General features: G+C 52.0%; 17 protein-coding genes and 2 pseudogenes. 9 read left to right on the top strand and 10 right to left on the bottom strand.

Annotated elements, in window-relative coordinates; translation table 11 throughout:
- The first annotated feature begins 111 nt into the window (after positions 1–111).
- Entirely contained in the window at positions 112–1,236 is a 1,125-nt protein-coding gene (locus AP057_RS14485; protein WP_055359072.1) for a glycerate kinase, read from the top strand.
- Positions 1,237–1,399: 163 nt separating this feature from the next.
- Here the strand turns inward: AP057_RS14485 and manA are convergent, their stop codons facing one another.
- Both manA and AP057_RS14495 read right to left on the bottom strand, forming a co-directional pair.
- Positions 1,400–2,362 carry a mannose-6-phosphate isomerase, class I gene (gene manA / locus AP057_RS14490; protein ID WP_033008876.1) on the bottom strand — a complete coding sequence of 321 codons (963 nt, stop codon included), beginning with the start codon at positions 2,360–2,362 and terminating at the stop codon, positions 1,400–1,402.
- A gap of 191 nt (positions 2,363–2,553) precedes the next feature.
- A pseudogene (locus AP057_RS14495) lies at positions 2,554–3,498 on the bottom strand (FAD-dependent oxidoreductase); the annotation flags it as partial.
- Positions 3,499–3,792: 294 nt separating this feature from the next.
- On the opposite strand from AP057_RS14495, the gene AP057_RS14500 reads away from it, so the two are divergent.
- On the top strand, positions 3,793–5,181 hold the full coding sequence (locus tag AP057_RS14500) for an ATP-binding protein (protein WP_055359064.1): 1,389 nt from the start codon (positions 3,793–3,795) through the stop codon (positions 5,179–5,181).
- 175 nt (positions 5,182–5,356) lie between these two features.
- On the opposite strand, the pseudogene AP057_RS17200 reads toward AP057_RS14500, so the two are convergent.
- A pseudogene (locus AP057_RS17200) lies at positions 5,357–5,479 on the bottom strand (hypothetical protein); the annotation flags it as partial.
- Between the two features lie 146 nt (positions 5,480–5,625).
- On the opposite strand from AP057_RS17200, the gene AP057_RS14505 reads away from it, so the two are divergent.
- From AP057_RS14505 to qoxD, 5 genes are all read left to right on the top strand, one after another.
- On the top strand, positions 5,626–6,336 hold the full coding sequence (locus AP057_RS14505) for an RNA methyltransferase (protein WP_055359065.1): 711 nt from the start codon (positions 5,626–5,628) through the stop codon (positions 6,334–6,336).
- Positions 6,337–6,859: 523 nt separating this feature from the next.
- Positions 6,860–7,765, top strand: a complete 906-nt coding sequence (qoxA, locus tag AP057_RS14510) for a cytochrome aa3 quinol oxidase subunit II (RefSeq protein ID WP_042381220.1) — start codon at positions 6,860–6,862, stop codon at positions 7,763–7,765.
- A gap of 17 nt (positions 7,766–7,782) precedes the next feature.
- Positions 7,783–9,729 carry a cytochrome aa3 quinol oxidase subunit I gene (gene qoxB / locus AP057_RS14515; RefSeq protein ID WP_049625412.1) on the top strand — a complete coding sequence of 649 codons (1,947 nt, stop codon included), beginning with the start codon at positions 7,783–7,785 and terminating at the stop codon, positions 9,727–9,729.
- 3 nt (positions 9,730–9,732) lie between these two features.
- Positions 9,733–10,347 (top strand): cytochrome aa3 quinol oxidase subunit III, encoded by a 615-nt coding sequence (qoxC, locus tag AP057_RS14520; RefSeq protein ID WP_049625413.1) that lies wholly within the window; start codon positions 9,733–9,735, stop codon positions 10,345–10,347.
- A 1-nt stretch (position 10,348) separates the two neighbouring features.
- On the top strand, positions 10,349–10,648 hold the full coding sequence (gene qoxD, locus AP057_RS14525; RefSeq protein WP_011232920.1) for a cytochrome aa3 quinol oxidase subunit IV: 300 nt from the start codon (positions 10,349–10,351) through the stop codon (positions 10,646–10,648).
- Positions 10,649–10,834: 186 nt separating this feature from the next.
- On the opposite strand, the gene AP057_RS14530 is transcribed toward qoxD, so the two are convergent.
- From AP057_RS14530 to AP057_RS14540, 3 genes are all read right to left on the bottom strand, one after another.
- Positions 10,835–11,557, bottom strand: a complete 723-nt coding sequence (locus AP057_RS14530) for an amino acid ABC transporter ATP-binding protein (RefSeq protein ID WP_011232919.1) — start codon at positions 11,555–11,557, stop codon at positions 10,835–10,837.
- Positions 11,554–12,210, bottom strand: coding sequence for an amino acid ABC transporter permease (locus AP057_RS14535; protein WP_047819165.1), 657 nt, complete (start codon positions 12,208–12,210; stop codon positions 11,554–11,556). The genes AP057_RS14530 and AP057_RS14535 overlap by 4 nt, the downstream gene beginning before the upstream one ends.
- Before the next feature lie 69 nt (positions 12,211–12,279).
- A complete protein-coding gene (locus AP057_RS14540; protein ID WP_055359066.1) occupies positions 12,280–13,101 on the bottom strand; it encodes a basic amino acid ABC transporter substrate-binding protein in 822 nt (273 codons plus the stop codon).
- A gap of 406 nt (positions 13,102–13,507) precedes the next feature.
- Here AP057_RS14540 and putP point away from each other — a divergent pair, with 406 nt between their 5' ends.
- Positions 13,508–14,965: a sodium/proline symporter PutP gene (gene putP / locus AP057_RS14545; RefSeq protein WP_053532443.1), complete on the top strand. Its 1,458-nt coding sequence runs from the start codon at positions 13,508–13,510 to the stop codon at positions 14,963–14,965.
- A gap of 318 nt (positions 14,966–15,283) precedes the next feature.
- On the opposite strand, the gene AP057_RS14550 is transcribed toward putP, so the two are convergent.
- Entirely contained in the window at positions 15,284–16,144 is an 861-nt protein-coding gene (locus tag AP057_RS14550; RefSeq protein WP_055359067.1) for a carbon-nitrogen hydrolase family protein, read from the bottom strand.
- Here AP057_RS14550 and AP057_RS14555 point away from each other — a divergent pair.
- The gene (locus AP057_RS14555; RefSeq protein ID WP_055359068.1) at positions 16,144–16,344 is read left to right on the top strand and encodes a hypothetical protein; all 201 of its coding nucleotides are present in this window, start codon (positions 16,144–16,146) and stop codon (positions 16,342–16,344) included. The genes AP057_RS14550 and AP057_RS14555 overlap by 1 nt on opposite strands.
- On the opposite strand, the gene pdxK is transcribed toward AP057_RS14555, so the two are convergent.
- The 3 genes from pdxK to AP057_RS14570 form a co-directional block, all read right to left on the bottom strand.
- Positions 16,329–17,144 carry a pyridoxine/pyridoxal/pyridoxamine kinase gene (gene pdxK, locus AP057_RS14560; RefSeq protein ID WP_053532442.1) on the bottom strand — a complete coding sequence of 272 codons (816 nt, stop codon included), beginning with the start codon at positions 17,142–17,144 and terminating at the stop codon, positions 16,329–16,331. The genes AP057_RS14555 and pdxK overlap by 16 nt on opposite strands.
- 45 nt (positions 17,145–17,189) lie before the next feature.
- On the bottom strand, positions 17,190–17,789 hold the full coding sequence (locus AP057_RS14565; protein ID WP_055359069.1) for a Uma2 family endonuclease: 600 nt from the start codon (positions 17,787–17,789) through the stop codon (positions 17,190–17,192).
- 208 nt (positions 17,790–17,997) lie between these two features.
- Positions 17,998–18,210, bottom strand: coding sequence for a hypothetical protein (locus tag AP057_RS14570; RefSeq protein ID WP_235468594.1), 213 nt, complete (start codon positions 18,208–18,210; stop codon positions 17,998–18,000).
- Positions 18,211–18,469: the final 259 nt, after the last annotated feature.

Consider the following 18,469-nt stretch of genomic DNA (forward strand, 5'->3'; position numbering starts at 1 on the left):
CCGTGCTTGGTCACGAGATACACGGGAAACCCGGTGTATCGTGAAACACCCGGAAAGAAAAAGGCAAGAAACCCCCACTTCAACGCCTACAGGCGTAAGTGGGGGAGGTTCATAGAAAGCCTCTCGGCGCTCGAAGTCGCCGAGGCGGTGGAACGCGGGTTCCGGTTGGTGTTTCCAGAAGCTGAGTACGTGAAAGTGCCGATGGCCGATGGCGGGGAAGGGACGGTGCAGTCGCTTGTTGATGCGACTGGCGGCCGCATCGTGGAAGTGAACGTGACCGGACCGCTCGGTGAGCCGGTGCGGGCGTTTTTTGGCTTGCTCGGCGACGGGAAGACAGCGGTCATCGAGATGGCGGCTGCCTCGGGGCTGCACCTTGTCCCACGCGACCGGCGTAATCCGTTGGTGACGACGACACGGGGGACGGGAGAACTGATCCGAGCAGCGCTTGACGCTGGCGCCACTCATTTGATTATCGGCATTGGCGGCAGCGCGACAAACGATGGCGGGGCCGGCATGGTGCAGGCGCTTGGGGGAAGGCTTTTGGACGAAGACGGCCGGGACATCGGTCCGGGAGGCGGAGCGCTCGCTTATTTGCAGTCGATCGACTTGTCCGGGCTCGATCCGCGTCTAGAGAACGTGCGCATTGATGTCGCATGCGATGTCGATAATCCGCTCACCGGACCGAGAGGCGCGTCCGCCATTTTCGGCCCGCAAAAGGGGGCGACACCGGATATGGTCGCGGTTCTCGACCAGAACTTGACGCACTATGCCGACGTCATCAGCCGCGAACTCGGCAAACAAGTCGGCGACATTCCCGGCGCCGGCGCGGCCGGAGGCTTGGGAGCGGGGCTGCTTGCGTTCCTCCCGGCTGAGCTGAAGCGCGGCGTTGATATTGTGATCGAGACGGTTCAGCTCGCGGAGCGCGTCAAAGGCGCCGATTTAGTCATTACCGGTGAAGGACGGATCGACGGACAGACGATATTCGGAAAAACGCCGATTGGTGTCGCCAGAACGGCGAAGCAGTTCGGCGTCCCGGTCATCGGCATCGCCGGTTCGTTAGGCGACGACAGTGCGGTCGTCTTAGACCATGGCATTGACGCCCTCTTTACAATTGTTCCCGGCGTCATTCCGCTTGAGAAAGCGTTCGAGCAGGCGGAACAGTATGTGACGCAAACGGCGCGGCATATTGCCTCTGTGTATCGTCTCGGTCAAATGAAAGGGACATCTTTCTCCTAAGCGGGGAAGATGATGGGATTTCTTCAAGGGTGAAATCCTATTGTTGAACGGCATGTTCTGTTCAGCCGTCCCCTTCTCGGGTGGACAATAGAAAAAGGTGTCCCAAAGGCAAGAGGACACCTTTTTTGTATGTTGCAACCCATTGGTTGAGGAAGTCAGTCGTTTATTTGCCTGTCCGCGGCCACGACGCAATCGCCTGGAGGGAGCCGCGAATGGTGAAACGGCCGAATTGATGCGGCAAAATGAAATGGTCGCCCCGGCGAAGCAAGTATGTCTGTCCTTTGCGGACAAGCTCGCCTTCGCCTTCGAGGATGCTGACGATGAGAAACGGTTTTGCCTGCTCTGATTCGAACGCGCCACGGACGTCCCATTTTTGGACGCCGAAGTAGTCGCCTTCCACGAATGTCGTCACAGTCGCGCCCGGGAATTCGGCAACATGGGGGCGGATGTCGATGTCGCGGTGCGGGACAGTCGTGACATCTATTGCTTTGTCAAGATGAAGCTCCCGCCTGCGCCCTTGGCTGTCGACACGGTCGTAGTCGTAGACGCGGTATGTCGTGTCCGAGCTTTGCTGCGTCTCGAGGACGAGCGTTCCTTCGCAAAGGGCGTGGATCGTGCCGCTTGGGACATAGAAGAAGTCGCCCGGGCGGATCGGCACTTTCCGGAGCAAGCGCTCCCACTCCCCCGCCTCCATCATGGCGCGCAGCTGCTCCTTCGTCTCGGCGTAATGACCGTAAATGAGCTCAGCGCCCGGCTTGCAATCGATGATGTACCAACATTCCGTTTTGCCGAGCTCTCCGCCTTCATGCGTTTTGGCGTATTCATCGTCCGGGTGGACTTGGACGGACAAGTCGGCGTTGGCGTCCAAAATTTTCGTCAACAGCGGAAAGCGATCAGACGGGAAGTGGCCGAACAAATCGCGGCGTTCCTCCCATAATTGACCAAGCGTCATCCCGGCAAACGGTCCGCGGGCGACGACTGTCTGTCCGTGCGGATGGGCGGACACCGCCCAGCATTCCCCTGTTTGCGAAGACGGAATGTCGTAGCCGAATCGTTCGGCGAGCTTCGTGCCGCCCCAAATCCGTTCTTGGAAGACAGGGGTGAGAAAAATCGGTTCAAAGTCCATGCGTCATCCCTCCCGAAAACATCATGTAACGTACAGTCCACTCTCATTTTCATCTTATCACGAAATGCGCGATCGGCAAATGAAAACGATAAGGGGGTTAGGAATATACGCTCCCAACCCCCATTGGAATTCAAGGTCGACATGTCCACTGCAACGATGTTCTGCATGCGCCGCCGTCTCGCGTCAGCGCGTCACTTCGCGTCATCAAGTTCAATGCACGCGAGCGGCTGTTTCGCCGGTCCTTCGATCACATCGCCATCGATCGAGAAGCGCGAGCCATGGCATGGACAGTCCCACGTCTTGCCGCCGCTGTTCCACTCCAGCTCGCAGCCCATATGGGTGCACGTCGTATCAACGACATGAAGCGTTCCCGCTTCGTCCTTATAGGCGCCCGCCCGTTTCCCGTTGACCGAGACGACCGCCCCTTCTCCGCGCGCCAAATCTTGCGGCTGGCGAACAGCTAGTTCGATTTTTCCAACGATCAAGTGTTTGGCGACATCGAGGTTTGTCGTGAAAAATTGCCGCACGCTCGGGTCGGCGTAAAAGCGCGACGGAGAGTACAAGTCGCGATACCGGTTGTCGCGGCCGATAATGAGGTCGGACAACATCATCCCCGCCGCTGTGCCGTTTGTCATCCCCCACTTCCGGTACCCTGTCGCGACATAAATGTTTGGCGTCCCTGCCGTCATCAGGCCGATATATGGCACTTTATCAAGCGTCCTCAAGTCTTGGGCCGACCAACGGTAACGAATGTCTTTTACCGTAAACAACTGCGAGGCGAACGAGGACAACGCCTCATAATGGCGCATTGTCGGCACCCCTTGGCCGGTCTTATGGTTTTCCCCGCCGATGAGAATAAGCGTCTCGCCATTTGCCGCTGCGGAACGGACCGAGCGCTTCGGGTTGTCGGCGCTCAAGTACATGCCTCCCGGGTATGGCTCTGCAGCTGTGATGGCAATGACATACGAGCGCTCAGCATACATGCGGGAAACATAAAATCCGCCGTCATAAAACGGAAAGTGGGAACAGACGGCGACGTGGTCGCATGTGACCCGCCGTTTGCTGCGCGTCACGACGGACAGCCGCTCTCCTTGTTCAATGTCGGCGACCGACGTGTGCTCGTAAATGATGCCGCCGCCTACAACCACGACGTCGACCGAAACGTCTTCTTCGAGCTTCGGGAAGGACGGAAGCGGCACGGAATCACGCCAATACGGCTCTATGACCGAAGGGAGGGATGACATACGGATGCCTCCTTGCCTGTCAATAGTGGTTTTCCATAGTTTGCTCTTTGCCATGGACCGTTATTCCACATATCCACAACCCTTTTCTTTTTTTGGCAATCGTCCGCAAGGAGAATAAAAGATGGTACAATAGAAAAAAAGAGGTCAAGACTGTTTTGCAAAAATAATGTTAAAGGAAGATCAAGAGTGAATAAATATACACATTCGTTTCATGAACGCGCCAATGGGTTGGCAGACAGCTTTATTTTAGAGCATTACAGCTTGAGCGAGCTCAATTTTGAGACCGTCAGCCATTACCGGGAGCAGTTTGCCCGCGCCAAACCGGGGCATCCATGGAACAGTCTTGAGACGAAAGAGTTTTTATACAAAATCGGCGCTTGGGGCAAGCTGCGCGACAGCAGCAAAGAAGGACTGACGCTCGCCGGACTCGTGATGTTCAGCGAAGAGCGGATCATTACCGAGGTGCTGCCGCAATATTTTTTAGAATACCGGGAATATGACGGTGCAAAGGCGGCAGGATGGGCGAAGCGGTTCACATCGCAGGATGGAACGTGGTCCGGCAACGCCTATGATTTTTATTTCCGCGTGTTGGCGGAGTTGGAGCGCCACGTTTGGCTTGAGGAAGGGCGTGCTCTGCTCGCTGAGGCGCTCGCTAATGCCATCGTTCATGCCGATTACGGGGAAGAAGGCGGCATTACCGTTGAAAAAGAGGACGGGGCGTTTCGATTTGCCAACCCGGGCCGGTTCCGCCTGCCAATTGAAGCCGCTATGGCTGGACAAATGAGCAATCTGCGCAATCCGAACATCTTTAAAATGTTTTTGTTGATCGATGTATGCAAACGCGCAGGATCCGGTTTGAAGCGCATGCATGATTGGCAGGAACGGGCGCTTGTCCAGCCGGTCGATATTTTGCAGCAAATGAATCCAGACCGCACGATCGTGACGTTATGCCCATTGTTGTTTCCAGCTGAGGCGGGGGCGACAATTGAAACAGAAATCAATGAATCATTGCAACAGCAAGAACAAGCATGGATAGAACACGGTGCGGATCAACATGACGTGGACTTCGGAAGTAACGAGGCCAACTACGTAAATAAGGAGCTCAACTCCGTTATTATCGAACAAAACTCCGTAAACAACTCGATGAACTCCTTGAATAGGGGGGCGAACTCCGTAAAAAACGAGGTTGACTCCGTAAATATCCCGGCATGCTCCGTTAATAAAGGTAAAAACTCCGTTAATAAAACGCCAAACTCCGTAAATAATGCTATATCTGTTGATGAAAGGGAGGAAGAAGAGAGAAACGAGGCGATCGATGAGCGGCTGTGGGAGATGGCAGAACTAGCACGTCGAAAAAAGCGGTTGGCTCCGGCGGTTATGGAAGAGATGATCGTCCGCCTGTGCTGCGAGCGACCGCTGCGGCTGAAAGAGTTGGCGACGCTGTTGGAACGGACGCCGGATGGGCTGCGCACCAACTACTTAGGGAAGCTGGTCGACGAAGGGAAAATCCGATTGAAATATCCGGATCAGCCGAACCACCCGCGCCAGGCGTACATCGGCGTCAAAGAAAGATGAGGGACGGGTTGTGCAGTTGCCAACAAATGAAAAGGAAACGGAGCTGACTCAAAAGTCCCTTTTTGATGAAATGTAACCGAAGTATGTGAAAGAGACCACCTCTGAAATCCTCGGTTTTACCGGGTTTTTCGTGTTGGTCTATTTTTCTATGTCGCCCCAGATAGGAGCATTACCGCTCTTTTGGGTCAGCCCCGTTTTGCTTCGCCATTATCCGGCTCGTGCTGAAAATGCCGCTGTTGCATGACGATAAAGCCGCAGTCAAGACGACGAAGTTAATGATTCCGGCAGCCGCATGAATGATAGTTTGTAAATAAACAATGTTTCCAAAATATTATTTATAGAATAGTTTGAATAGTTAAGGGAATGATCGAGATTGCCCAGCGGCATCCTATTTTGTACAATAGGAAAGCACAGGCGAAGAGGAACGGAGCGAAGGTGATCGACATGGAAGAACGGGACATGAAGACGTTTCTTGCCCAGCTGCAGCAAGAAGGGCTGCTGACCGAGCAGACGCGTCCGGTTTGGGAAATAATTTTGCCGAAACGATTAAAACGAATGTATGACGTTCTTAACGAGCGCACCCGTTATATTACGGTTTTGATTGAAGCGGTCGACGACCCGCACAATCAGGCAGCGGTGCTGCGGACAGCCGAGGCGTTCGGCGTTCAAGACATCCATATCGTCACGGGAAAAGCGCCATTTTCGCCAAACCGGCTCGTGACGCGCCATGCTGACCAATGGCTGACGCTTCACCGGCAGCCTGATATCGAAACCGCCATCAACGACTTAAAACAGCAAGGGTATCAAGTGTATGCCAGCTATCTTGGCGAGGGGACGATTCCTCTTTCCGACATCGATATATCCAAACCGACGGCGCTTTTATTTGGCAACGAACATAGCGGCGTATCCGATGAGGCGCTGAAACTCGCAGACGGGACGTTCGTCATCCCGATGTACGGCTTCGTCCAAAGCTTTAACATTTCCGTTGCCGCGGCGCTGGCGCTGTACGATGTGACTGAGCGCGCGCGCCGCCAAGCCGGAACGCGCTATTATTTATCGTCGAATGAGAAAAAAGCGCTCTACCAACAATGGATGTGGCAAACGTTGAATCCGCGCATCCGCAAACAGCTTGAGCTGCAAGGGTATACCATTTAACTTCCCTCCGAAAGAAGTCTTCTACTTCTAAACGTGAAGGTGCGCCAGCACCAGTGAAAGTGGGAGATGAATGTCGGTTGGCGTTAGCCAACGAATAGGATAGAATATGGCTAGAACGGACACCTTCGGAACGAAGGGAAGCGTAAAGGGTTCTTGTGTGTGGCTTACCGTTCAGCGAACACACACAAGTCGCTTGAAGCCCCCGCCTCTAAGCGAAGCGTAGGTGGTGGGTAGTTCACATACAAGAAACGGCCGGATTTTTTGGAACGTAGGGATCCGGCCGTTTTTTTGATGGCTTTTCCTTCCTTCAATCCCTTTCCCATCAATATTTCCCTGAACGAGGAAAGCAAGTGACGATTTCTTGAACAATGATTGAACATTTGGTGACAAATGTTTTGCTGATTTATGAACTTTTGCGTGTATTGGTTTCAAATATTTTAAACTTTGATATGGTAGAAAACAAAGAAATATTGGATGGAAGACGCCCTGGATATCGGGGACGGATAAAGGGGGATACAGAGCGATGAAACAGGCGATATGGCGCGTCATGTTAGCCTTGCCGTTTTTGCTTTTGCTTGGTGGTTGCGTCGAGCGCACAGCGGTGTTAAATCCGCAAGGGCCGGTGGCGCGCATGCAGTATGATTTGATCATGTGGTCTGTCGGCTTTATGTTGTTCATTATTGTTGTTGTATTTACGTTGTTTGCCGTTTTTCTCATTCGTTATCGCGAGAAGCCGGAAAATGCCGGCTATGAGCCGCCGGATGAGGAAGGAAACACGTTGCTTGAAGTCGTCTGGACGGCCATTCCGATTTTGATTGTCGCTGCGCTCGCTGTTCCAACAGTGAAGGCGACGTTTGCATTGGAAAAGCCGCCGACCGAGAACGTGAAACCGATCACGATTCATGTGACGGCGGCGAACTGGAAATGGATTTTCAGCTATCCGGAAGAAAACATTGAAACGGTCAACTACGTCCATATTCCGGCCGGTGTGCCGGTCAAATTCAAGCTCACGTCCGTCGGACCGATGAATTCGTTTTGGGTGCCGGAGCTAGGCGGACAAAAATATGCGATGGACGGCATGGAGACAGAGCTGATTTTACAAGCTGATAAACCAGGATCGTATATGGGGCGGAGCGCCAACTTTTCCGGGGAAAAGTTCGCCCATATGGAATTTGAGGTTGTCGCCCAAACGGGAACGGACTTCCGCAAATGGATAAATGAAGTGAAACAAACCGCCCCGAAGCTCGATGAGGAAAAATACACACAAATTTTAAAACCGGGGCTTGTTGGGCGAATGACGTTTTCGAACACCCACTTGCAATGGATTGACCATGCGAAACAGAACAGCCATCATGGAGATGGAAAGCCAATGAAAAATGACGATCAACATGATGAAACGATGACAAACGGTCACCATCATGGGGAGTAGGAAAGGAGGAGCGAAAGATGAAATGGAGCGAGTTTTTCGTAACCGGAGAGCCGCTCATTTACGCGGCTGATGTCGCGATCGTTTTAACGATAATCGGCATTGTGTTCGTCTTGACGTATTTTAAAAAATGGAAATGGCTGTGGAACGAATGGCTCACTACCGTCGACCATAAAAAAATCGGCGTCATGTACATTATTTGCGCAGTTTTGATGCTCTTCCGCGGCGGCGTTGATGCGCTTTTGATGCGGGCGCAGCTGACCGCGCCGAACATGAAGTTTCTTGACGCGCAACATTATAATGAAATATTTACGACGCACGGGACGATTATGATCTTGTTTATGGCGATGCCGTTCATCATCGGTTTGATGAACATTGTCGTTCCGCTGCAAATTGGGGCGCGCGACGTCGCGTTTCCATATTTGAATGCGTTAAGCTTTTGGCTCTTTTTCTTCGGTGCGTTGCTGTTTAACATTTCATTCGTCATCGGCGGATCGCCGGACGCCGGTTGGACGGCGTACTTCCCGCTTGCCGGCAACGAATTCAGCCATGGCGTCGGCAACAACTATTACGCTGTCGCTTTACAAATTTCCGGGATCGGAACATTGATGACCGGGATCAACTTCCTTGTCACGATTTTAAAAATGCGTGCGCCGGGCATGACGTTGATGCGCATGCCGATGTTTACGTGGACGATTCTCATCACATGCGTGCTCATTATTTTCGCCTTCCCGGTGTTGACGGTCGCCTTGGCATTAATGACGTTCGACCGCGTATTTGGCACGCAATTTTTCACGATGGCCAACGGCGGCATGTCGATGCTCTGGGCGAACTTGTTCTGGATTTGGGGCCATCCGGAAGTGTATATCGTCATTTTGCCGTCGTTCGGCATTTTCTCGGAAGTGGTCAGCACGTTTGCGCAGAAACGGCTGTTCGGTTATAAGGCGATGGTCGGTTCGATCGTCGGCATTGCGTTTTTAAGCTTTATCGTTTGGGTGCACCACTTCTTTACGATGGGCGCAGGGCCGGCCGTGAACTCTGCCTTCTCGATCACGACGATGGCGATCGCGATCCCGACCGGGGTGAAAATTTTCAACTGGCTGTTTACGATCCGAAAAGGGAAAATTCGTTTTACAACCGCGATGCTTTGGTCGCTGGCGTTTATTCCGAACTTTGTCATCGGCGGCGTGACAGGCGTGATGCTGGCAATGGCCGCGGCCGATTATCAATACCATAACAGCTATTTTCTGATTGCCCATTTCCATTACGTGTTGATCGCGGGTACGGTGTTCGCCTGCTTTGCCGGTTTGCATTATTGGTATCCGAAAATGTTCGGCCATATCTTGAATGAACGGCTTGGCAAGTGGACGTTTTGGCTGTTTATGATCGGCTTTAACATCTGCTTCTTCCCGATGTATTTCCTAGGATTGATGGGGATGACGCGCCGCATGTACACGTACTCGGCTGGTCTCGGCTGGACGCCGCTCAACGTCGTCGCGACGGTCGGGGCGGTGTTGATGGGCATCGGGTTTATCGTGCTTTGTTACAACATTTATTACAGCGCCCGCTACGGCGAGCGCGACATGACCGGCGACCCGTGGAACGGACGGACGCTTGAGTGGGCGACCGCGTCGCCGCCGGTGCATTACAATTTCCCGGTGACGCCGGTTGTCGAAGATGTGGACGCGTATTGGGTGATGAAGAAAAAGTATGGCGGCTTCCACGTGAAAGAAGAAGACTTGAAGCCGATTCATATGCCAAGCAACTCAGGACGCCCGTTTTGGATGTCGGTGGCGTTTTTCGTCGCCGGGTTCGGCCTTGTGTTCAAGTGGTTTGCGTTGGCTATCGTTGGTGCGTTGTTCATTGTGCTTGGATTGATTCTCCGCTCATTTGAAGACGATGATGGCTACCATATTCCGGTTGACGAAATCAAACGGACGGAACGAGCGGTGCGGAAGGGGGCGTGACGAATGGGAGAAGCTGCACATCGCTATGAGGAAACGGTGCCGCTGGAGTATCGGACGCAAGAAAGTCGGTTGAACATATTGGGTTTCTGGATTTTCCTCGGGGCGGAAGTCGCGCTGTTTGCGACGCTGTTTGCGACATATCTCGTCTTGTTCCAACGGACCGGCTCGGGGCCGACGGCAGCGGAGCTGTTTGAGGTAAAAGACGTTTTGATCGAAACGTTGTTGCTGTTGACGAGCAGTTTCACATGTGGGTTGGCCATTTTTGAAATGCGCCGCGGCCGCATGAGCGGGCTGATCGCTTGGCTGCTCGTGACGCTTCTGCTTGGGTTGGGGTTTATTACGGTTGAAATTCGCGAGTTCATCCATTACGTCCATGAAGGAGCGACGATGCAGACGAGCGCATTTTTATCAAGCTTTTTTGTGCTCGTCGGCACGCACGGCGCCCACGTCAGTGTAGGGATTGGCTGGATGATTTTGATCATCATCCAGCTCCTCCAGCGCGGCTTTACGCCGAAAACAGCGCGGAAAGTGTTTATTGTCAGCTTGTATTGGCACTTTTTGGACGTCGTTTGGATTTTCATCTTCACGCTCGTCTATTTGTTAGGGATGGTGATCTAACATGGGCGCAAACAGCCATCGCGAATCATTTCCGTGGAAACATATTATTGGGTTTTTGTTGTCGCTCGTCTTGACGTTTGCGGCTCTTTGGGTGGCGCTCTCGTCTGGGCTGCCGCTTAAAGCCGTGATCGTCATCATCGTCTTGTTCGCGATCATCCAAGCGAGCTTGCAGCTGTTTCTATTCATGCACGTCAACGAAAGCGACAGCGGCAAAGTGCAAACGTTCAACATGGTATACAGCTTCTTTATTGCTGTTGTCGTTGTCGCCGGTTCGATTTGGGTGATGCAGTTTGTGTTGTAAAGCGAGGCTGGCCGGGGTTCGGCCGGCTTTTTATGTTCAGAAGGGCTTTTGTGGTGTCATAGATGCCTGAAATGGGGGAGCCGTTGACGGAACATTGAAGAGATGGAGAGGTAACGTGGTTGCATTATAGGGGGCATGATATGTGCCTAAAAAAGTCGTCTTGCCTCAAACAGGCAAGACGACGTTTTACAGCACTTTTGATAAAAACGCTTTCGTCCGCTCATGCTGCGGGTGGTCGAACAAGTCTTCCGGCTTCCCTTCCTCGACAATGTAGCCGCCGTCCATAAACAGGACGCGGTCGCCGACTTCACGGGCAAAGCCCATCTCGTGGGTGACGACGACCATCGTCATCCCTTCATTGGCCAGCTGCTTCATGACCGAGAGCACTTCCCCGACCATTTCCGGGTCAAGCGCTGACGTCGGCTCGTCGAACAGCATGATTTTCGGTTCCATGGCCAATGCCCGGGCGATGGCGACGCGCTGCGCCTGCCCACCGGAGAGGGAGTCCGGGTAGACGTGCGCTTTGTCTTGCAGCCCGACTTTGGCGAGCAGCTCCATCGCCTTCGCTTCCGCTTTTTCACGCGGCCATTTCCGCACTTTCATCGGTGCCAGCGTGATATTGTTCAGCACCGTCATATGCGGAAACAAGTTAAAGCGCTGGAACACCATTCCGACTTCTTCCCGCACTTTATTTAAGTTCGTGTCTTTCGCCTTTAAATTAATGCCGTCAATAATAATTTCACCTTCATCGAAATCCTCAAGCAAGTTTAAACAGCGTAAAAACGTCGATTTTCCCGACCCCGATGGGCCGATGACGACCACGACTTCTCCTTCGCGAATATGGACATCGATTCCTTTTAAAACTTGGAGCGAACCGAACGATTTTTTCAGCTGGCGTACGTCAATCATTGGGTCGAATACTTCCTTTCAAGATAGTGTGACAGTTTGCTTAACGAAAGCGTTAAGAGCAAATAGATGAACGCCACTGTTAAATACGGCTCCCAAACGCGGTAATACTCACCCGCGGCCGCTTTCCCCCAATACATGATTTCCGGGGCGGCGATGACCATCCCAAGCGACGAATCTTTAATTAAGACGATAAACTCGTTCGCAAACGGCGGAATCATTCGCTTTAACGCCTGCGGCAAAATAATGTAGCGCATCGCCTGCGCATGCGTCATCCCAAGCGAGCGGGCCGCTTCCATTTGCCCTTTGTCGATCGACTGGATGCCGGCGCGGAAAATCTCGGCCACATACGCGGCCGAGTTGAGCGACAGCGAGACGGCCAGGGAAGCGACGGCATTTGGCTGGGCGAAAAAGAGCGGCATGGCGCCGAAATGGACGAGCAAAATTTGCACGACAAGCGGCGTACCGCGGAAAAAGTGAATGTACCACGAAAACGGCAAACGAATAATCGGGTTGGACGACATTTTGCCAAGGCCGATGAACAGGCCGAGAATGAGGCCGAACACGATGCCGGCTAATGATACGCCGATCGTTACGAGCAGCCCTTGCCAAAAGTAAGGGGCGTATTCAACAATAATATCAAAACGAAAATCCATCGATCTCACCTTTCTCTAAGAAAAATGCGTAACTTGCTAGCAGTTACGCATTTTTCTATGTTCGTGCGCTTATTGTTGTTGTTTTAAGCCTTCCATATTCGGTTCTTTGCCAAACCATTTTTTGTAAATCTCTGCATATTTGCCGCTGTCGATCACTTTTTGCAATGCTTCGTCCACTTTGGCTTTCAATTCGCTGTCTTTCGGGAAGATCATGCCGTAGTATTCCGAAGCGAAGTTTTGTGGATCTTCAATGACTTGCAATTTTTTGTCCGGATTGTTTTTCATGTATTCGTTTGCCACCGCGTTGTCCGTGATGACAGCATCAACACCGCCGTTTAGCAGTTCCATAATGGCAACAACACTCGTTTCGAATTTTTTAATATGATCGCCTTTGCCAAATAGCTTCTCCGCAGCTTCTTGACCGGTTGTCGCGTTTTGAACGCCGATCGTTTTCCCTTTTAAGTCAAGGGCGTTTTTCACCGGGCTGCCTTGTTTGACTAAGATGACTTGTGTTGCTTCAAAGTACGGAGCTGAGAAATCATAAGATTGTTTCCGTTCGTCCGTAATCGTAATGCCGGAAATGCCCATGTCGATTTCTTTGCTTTGCAGCGAAGCGAACAGCGGATCCCAGCCGATGTTTTTTAATTCATAATCCAAGCCGGCTTCTTTCATCACCGCATCCAAAAGGTCGGCGTCAAACCCAACAATTTTTCCTTTTTGCATATATTCAAATGGCGCAAACGCCGCGTCCGTCCCGACGGTGATTTTTTGCTTCCCTTCTTTTTCAGCGCCTGACGGAGAGCTTGTTTCTGTCGACTTGCCACAAGCGGCGAGCGCCATAAACAACGCAGCAACGACCGCTACGATCAAACCTTTCTTCATTTTTAACATCCTATAAAATCCCCCTTTGGAATCATTGTCGATGAACGATTATCATACTATCAATATTTTTGTTATTATGCAATAGGTTTTATAAAAATAATTGTTTGAACATTTTGGCACGCCGTATAAATGGGGAAAAGGCGCATTTTTCAATGTTTTTCGCCACATTAACTGAAGGGCATATGGCTAATATCATTTCGTGTGCATTTTTATAAAATAATTTTTTATGTATAAAAAGACATAAACGATTGATTTTTAATTTACAGAATATTATACCAGAAAGAGGGTAGAGTTGGCAAAGGTTTTGTCAATTTGTTTATTATAGCGGTATGGAAAAATAAATACTATTGTGTAAATACTATCAATTTCGTTATGATGAAAGTGGTGACAAGACAGTAGAGGAAGGAGAGCCCATATGGTTTTATTTTCCGTCATTGTGTATTTAGTCGGCATGCTTTGGATTGGCTATTGGGCGTATAAACGGACGTCCAATTTGTCTGATTATATGCTTGGCGGCCGGACGCTCGGACCGGCGGTGACGGCGCTCAGCGCCGGGGCTTCCGACATGAGCGGCTGGCTGCTCATGGGGCTGCCGGGGGCGATGTATGTCGATGGGGTGAGCGCCGCTTGGATCGTCATCGGCTTGACGCTTGGCGCTTATGCAAACTGGTTGTTTGTCGCGCCGCGCTTGCGCGTCTATACGGAAGTAGCGAACGACTCGATTACGATTCCGGAGTTTTTGGAAAACCGATTCGGGGATGCCACGAAATTGTTGCGAATGGTATCTGGGATTGTCATTATGGTCTTTTTTACGTTTTATGTCTCGTCCGGCCTCGTTTCGGGGGGCGTTCTGTTTGAAAACTCATTTGGTGTTAGCTACCATACGGGATTGTGGATCGTCGGCGGTGTTGTTGTCGCCTACACGCTGTTTGGCGGCTTTTTGGCCGTCAGCTGGACGGACTTTGTCCAAGGGACGATTATGTTCATCGCGTTGATTTTAGTGCCAGTCGTGACGCTGTTCCATACAGGCGGGCCAGTAGATACGATGGAGACGATCCGCGACATCGATCCCAACTTGTTGAACTTATGGAAAGGAACGAGTGTTCTTGGCATCATTTCGTTATTCGCCTGGGGGCTCGGGTATTTCGGCCAGCCGCACATTATCGTCCGCTTTATGGCCATTAAGTCGGTGAAAGAAATGAAAAGCGCCCGGCGCATCGGCATGGGCTGGATGATTTTCTCCGTTGTCGGAGCGATGTTGACGGGTCTTTTTGGAATCGCTTATTTTTCGCAGCGCGGCATGAAGCTTGATGATCCGGAAACGGTGTTTATTCAACTCGGACACATTTTGTTCCATCCGATTATTACTGGGTTTTTGCTGGCGGCGATTTTAGCCGCGATTATGAGCACGATCTCGTCACAGTTGCTCGTCACGTCGAGCTCGCTGACCGAAGACTTGTATAAAGTCGTGTTCCGCCGCGCGGCTTCGGATAAGGAGCTTGTCTTCGTCGGGCGTTTGTCGGTGCTCCTTGTCGCCATTGTCGCAACGGCGCTGGCGTACACGAAAAACGACACCATTTTAAACTTGGTCGGCTATGCGTGGGCTGGATTTGGCGCATCGTTTGGCCCCGTCATTTTGCTTAGCTTATGCTGGCGGCGGATGACGAAATGGGGGGCGCTCGCCGGCATGGTCGCTGGGGCGGCAACGGTCATTTTGTGGACGCAGTCGGAGTATTTGAAAGGGCTGTTGTATGAGATGATTCCGGGCTTCGCCGCGAGCCTCGCCGCTATTGTCGTCGTGAGCCTGTTGACAAAAGCGCCGGAAGGGAAAGTGGCGGAACAGTTTGATCAGTTTAAGAAATCGCTGTCATAAGCGAAATGAACAGGGTGTTCCTCGGTGGGGACACCCTGTTGTCATGATCGGCATTTTGTCCTTCATCATATAGGCGTTGTTGCGGCCTCGCAATTCGCCCGACCGGCTTACCGTGTCGCCGCGTCGCCATGCTGTTTCGGCTGGGCGATGGCAGTGTTGAGGCGGTGTCGCCATGATCAGCTTTAAGACGAGGCAAAGGGGTGCCGCACCCTGCTTTGGTTCGGATGCCAACACATGTCGCGGCGCCGCACCCTTTTAGTCCGGCCGCAGCCCCCCCTTGGCACCTCCGCCCGGAGGCGGGGCGAAGGGCCGCCGCTGTTACGCCATCGTGTTCCAGTTTGGATACAGATCAGTGCGCCGGTCGCGCCATGTCGCGACCGATCCTTTTTCCCGTACTTTGCGAAGGAGCGACAAGTCAAGGTCAGCGGTAATGACCATGTCGCTGTTGATCTCGCCCGCCGCAAGGACGCCGCCTTGCGGGAACGGGATGTCGTTTGGCGTGATGACGGCCGCCTGGCCGAAGTTGGCGCGCATAAAGTCGACCGTTGGAAGCGAGCCGACCGTGCCGGTCGTGACGACATACACTTCGTTTTCGACCGCCCGCGCGTGGCAGCAATACCGTACACGGTAAAACCCGTGCCGATCGTCGGTGCACGACGGACAGAAGATGACGTCCGCCCCTTTCGCGCGCGCCAGGCGAACGATTTCCGGAAACTCGATGTCATAGCACGTCAAAATGGCGATCGTCGCTTTGTCCGTTTCAAAGACGTGCAGTCCGTCACCCGGGGCGATGTTCCATTCGTTGGCCTCGGTCGGGGTGATGTGCAGCTTCGCTTGGCGATGGATCGTTCCGTCCGGCGCAAACAAGTGGGCGACATTGTACAGCTTGCCGTTTTCGCGGATGACATGCGTACCGCCGATCAAATACATGCCCGTGTCTTTGGCGAGCGACGTAAACAGCCCGCAATACGGCTCCGTGTAGTCCGGCAAGTCGTCGATCGCTGCTTGACGTCCGTCATCAAGTGGAATGGAAAGCAATTGGGTCGTGAAAAATTCTGGGAACAAGACAAACTCGGCGTCAAACTCTTGCGCTGTTTTGACGTAATGCGTCACTTGCGCGGCAAATTCGTCAAACGAACGGATCGTATGCAAATGATATTGGACAGCGGATACGCGCAATGGCGGCACTCTCCTTTCTCCATGTTGTCGCGGCGCATAATGCCTATTTGATTATGGCCAAGCCCGTCCTGTGCATCCATTTTTTAGGCATGGGCACGCCGGTTCTCTGTCTTGCAAAAGAAGCTAGCGCTATTGCTCCGGGAGCGGGCTATCTTGTGAAAAAAGACAAGGATCGAAACGTTGCCTACTTTCCTTCATAGCGTCGGTACGCACCGTGATGCGTCGGGCCGACGTATTCGTTGAGCGGGAACGAGTGGCGGATGGCGGCGGTGATGAACGCTTTTGCCGTCGCAATGGCGTCTTTCACCGGCCGGCCTTTTGCCAGTTCGGCAGCGATGGCGGCTGAGAACGTGCAGCCGGCGCCATGCGTATACGTCGTGTCGATCCGCTCCGATTCGAGGAGTTCAAACGTTTTGCCGTCGTAAAGGACGTCAACCGCATAGTCGTGCGGAATTTTCCGTCCGCCTTTGACGATCACATATTGAGCTCCGAGCTCATGAATGCGTCCAGCCGCCTCTTTCATGTCTTCAACCGTTTCAATGCGCGGCAGGCCGGCTAGCTGCGCCGCCTCAAACAAGTTCGGCGTCACGACCGTTGCTTTTGGTACAAGCGTTTCCCGGTAGCACACCGTATTTTCCGGGTGGAGCGGCTCATCCGCCCCTTTGCACACCATAACTGGATCGACGACCGCATTTTTCAAACCATGTTTTTCAATCGTCCGCGCCGCTAATTCAATGATATCAGTTGTCGGAAGCATGCCTGTTTTTAAGGCATCAATCCCGACGCCGACGATGATCGTCTCAAGCTGGGCTTCGATCGTTGCTAGGTCAACGGGGAACACTTGGTGCGCCCACCGGTTGTGCGGGTCCATGGCGACGATTGTCGTGATCGCCGTCATGCCGTAAACGCCAAGCTCTTGGAACGTTTTTAAGTCCGCCTGCAGCCCGGCGCCGCCGCTGCTGTCCGAGCCGGCGATCGTTAACGCTTTTGGCATCGTCATCATCATCACTCCTTTGCTTCATAACATTATATCATGAAGCCGCCCTCAAGGACGAAATAGTTGTTCCACATCAACAAAAAAGCCATCCAGCACACGTGAACAGGCCATGCCGGTTTCTTTCCAGACGCCGGCTTGTTCATATTGTCCATTGTCATTGAGCGAGTAGATTTGCACAACACGATGCATGGGGTTCACGATCCAGTATTCATAGACTCCGTATTGCATATACAAATTCAATTTGAACACGAGATCATACGCCTGGTTGGAAGGGCTTAAAATTTCCATGATCAGCGTTGGGACGCCGACAAATTTTGTATCCGTTAATCCACTTCGATCACAGATCACGGTTAAATCAGGGACGACAATTTTCTTGCCTTCGATTCGTTCGTTCTTTAGTTCGATATCAAACGGGGCATGAAACACTTCACACGGCTTTCCTTCTAAAAAATGGAACAGTTGGACGTGCAGCCGTCCCGATATGCGTTGGTGCTGGGTCGAAGGGGAGGGAGACATCAACACAGCGCCATCAATGTATTCTAAAACGCGGTCGGTTGTTTCCCGCATGCGATAAAATTCTTCAAGCGATACCGCCTGTTTTCCCGGAACGTTCACGAAATCACCTTCTTTCCCGCTTTCTATTTTCATTATACACTGGCCGCTTTGTCGAACGAAAATGATTTGGCATAACGCAACGGGTGACATACTCCATACCCGTCAAGTTTAGCGGTATAAAATTTTTAAGACGATACTCGTGTTCATCCCCGCAGTGAATGATGGGGATCACATCCATTATTGGGCATACCAAATACCCCTCCAGAAGAGGGGTATTTGGTATTTATATCCATATCTAATTCTACCATATCTCTAATTTCGTTAAGATATCTGATGCCGTTTCTTCCCCTTTCCTTCGACCTTTCTTGGCATGTTTTCGTAACAGGGAAAGGAGAGAGAAAAGGTTGATTTCCGCCATATGCGAACGCAAAAGCAACTGGTGCCAATACGATTGGAGAAGATCGAGCGCTTTCCGTTCACTGATTTCAATGTCTTCCTTTTGATGCCAATACATCCGAGCTTGAAACATCCCCATGCACAGAGAGTCAGAAAGGCTTCCGCCGTTAACGAACGCTGCCGCCGGATAAAGCCTGTTTTCCGTGCGAGACGGGTTCATTCTTCGGGAGAAAAGAGTTGACGAATGGTTTGAATCCATGCTTTCATTTGTTTTTCCATGAAAAAAATCCTTTCTAACGTGGAGTGTTCGTTAGAAAGGATACCGTGTTTTTGACGATGCACAAAGACCAAAATTCTTAACTTGATGGGTATGGACA

Origin of the sequence: Geobacillus sp. Sah69, assembly GCF_001414205.1 — a bacterium.
Classification (GTDB): domain Bacteria; phylum Bacillota; class Bacilli; order Bacillales; family Anoxybacillaceae; genus Geobacillus; species Geobacillus stearothermophilus.